Origin of the sequence: Novipirellula sp., assembly GCF_041583735.1 — a bacterium.
Lineage (GTDB): Bacteria > Planctomycetota > Planctomycetia > Pirellulales > Pirellulaceae > Novipirellula.
Genome location: NZ_JBFHFD010000945.1, coordinates 1 through 2,326, shown reverse-complemented (window position 1 = coordinate 2,326; position 2,326 = coordinate 1). Strand labels below are relative to the sequence as shown.

At 54.5% G+C, this 2,326-nt stretch carries 1 protein-coding gene; it reads left to right on the top strand.

Annotation, left to right across the window (positions count from 1 at the left end; all coding sequences use genetic code 11):
• The first annotated feature begins 887 nt into the window (after nucleotides 1-887).
• The gene (locus ABX962_RS34875; protein WP_372726265.1) at nucleotides 888-2,240 is read left to right on the top strand and encodes a sialate O-acetylesterase; all 1,353 of its coding nucleotides are present in this window, start codon (nucleotides 888-890) and stop codon (nucleotides 2,238-2,240) included.
• The last annotated feature ends 86 nt before the right edge of the window (nucleotides 2,241-2,326 follow it).

The window sequence follows — 2,326 nt, the reverse complement described above, 5'->3', positions numbered from 1 at the left end:
TGAAATGGAGACCGAAGTGATACACCCTACATCAAACCTCGCGATTGCGTTGTTTACTTCTATAACCGCAACCCACGCGTTCGCATGAGGATGCGTTTACATCTCCGGAGACCATCGTGAATGTGACGATCGAGCCGGTTGTATCGCTCGGTTTAGGAATGGTAAATCATCTGCACGTGCCAGGTGAACGCCACGGTTCATCGACTTGGAACACCGATGAGAACCACAAATCCCTATGAAACGCCACCGGTCGCAATTTCTGGTTCTTGATGCTGGGGATTATTCTTGCCGTGTTAAACGTTTCGTTGTACGATCCACTTGCCTAGTCCCAATCCTTTTCGGATTGAATTGAGGTAGACGGCTATGACTTTGACGCACCCGAACAGCTGTCGTGCTGATTTCTGATCCCTCACTCGAGCACGAGTCTCGCCGGTAAGGCTGGCTTCACGTTGACAGGTGTGTTCGTCACTGACGATCTAGACACGCGATGAGGCAATTCCGTGGCGTTGCCTTCGCGCATGTTTATCCACGCAAACCCAAAACGTGGGAAACAGCGATATGCAGCGGAGTTTCACGGGGGGCTCTTGCCGGCCTGCAATTCGTCGGGCTGCAAGTCGCTGGCCCGCAAGTCGCTGGCCCGTCCCCTGCGTGATGGCATACGCTGCTGGATCGGGTGATCTGGACGAAAACGAGGCCTGGCCGCAAGTACTTCATTTGCCTAATTGCGGCTCAAGGATCGCAAAAAGCGTCACCGGGTTTCAGGACGGACGTCGCAGATGGTAACCTAGGGCCGATTGTCGCGCCGTCAGAGCCAGTGGCACCCGAGCCAGCAAGGGGCTCCGCTGTACCATCCGGGCGGTTTGTTGGCGACCCCGATTTACAACCTAATGGAACTCGCAGTACACGCAGTTGGGCATGCCAGCCAGCTGTGGCACCTGCAGAATATCATGATACGAATCACAAACCTCCTTTTCGCTGTTTCTGTCACCCTTGGATGCATCAGTCCGGCAATGGCAGAGAAGCCGCTGAAAATTTACATCATGGCTGGGCAGTCGAATATGGTCGGCACGGGGGGAGTCTCGACCTTTGACTCTATCGGAGACGATCCGGAAACCGCACCTTTGCTCAACAAGATGCTTGGCCCGGACGGTAAACCGAGAATTTGTGACAGGGTTTGGATCTCGTCGCTTAATGGCAAGATGAACCAGTACGGCGGCGAGGGATTCGGTCGGTTGACAGCCGGTTACGGCGTTCGCAGAGAAGACCCCACGAAGCCCGATGATTTCATCGGTCCTGAATATCTGTTCGGTATCACCATGGAAGAGTCATATGATGGGCCGATCTTAATCATCAAAACCGCTTGGGGAGGTCAAAATTTGTGTGTCGACTACCGACCACCAGGCGCCGGTCCCTATGTGCTGAATGACCATCAGGTCGAGCTGTACAGCGAACGGGGCAAGCTCGATCAAGTAAGAACGCAGAAAGAAGAGGCGACGGGACGGAACTATCGCTACATGATGGATCATGTCAAAAAGGTGCTGGCCGATATCAAGCGGGTCTATCCGGACTACGATCCCGACGCAGGCTATCAGCTGTCGGGCTTCGTTTGGTTCCAAGGTTGGAATGACTTCGTTGACACGGCCACCTACCCCGATAGCCTGGGTGAGAAGCAGTATGAAGAATACAGCCAACTGCTGACGCAATTGATTCGCGATGTCCGCAAGGACTTGCAGGCCCCCGAGCTTCCGTTCGTGGTGGGGGTGATCGGAGTCTATGGGGATTTTACGCCGGGCACGTTCCGGGTGGTAAATCAATCCGATCGTCGCATGAAGTTGTTCCGTAAGGCAATGGCGGCGCCGGCAGCAATGGAGGAGTTCAAAGCAAGCGTCGTTGCGGTTCCGACCGCGCCGTTCCGAGAAGATTCGCTCGGATTCATCGAGCAAAAACAACTCAAGGTGCAAGCCATGGGCAGGCAATTGGCGAAAAAACACCCTGACAGTGCAAATGCAGATGGATCAATGACGCCAGAGCAGAGAAGAGCTTATCTCGATGATTACCGATCGAAATTGCTGACGCCTGAAGAGATTGCGTTATGGGATCGCGCGACCTCGATCGGCGGCTTCGTTCACTATTACGGTTCGGCCAAATTTCATGCCCAGGCTGGCAAGGCATTCGCTGAGGCGTTTTTGAAGCTGGAACAGGGAGACGGGGAGACGGGGAGACAGGGAGACAGGGAGTGAGGAGTGAGGAGTGAGGAGTGAGGAGTGAGGAGTGAGGAGTGAGGAGTGAGGAGTGAGGAGTGAGGAGTGAGGAGTGAGGAGTGCTT

Excerpts from the sequence above, each read along its gene's own strand:
- ABX962_RS34875 (WP_372726265.1), top strand. The coding sequence starts at position 888 with ATGGAACTCGCAGTACACGCAGTTGGGCATGCCAGCCAGCTGTGGCAC.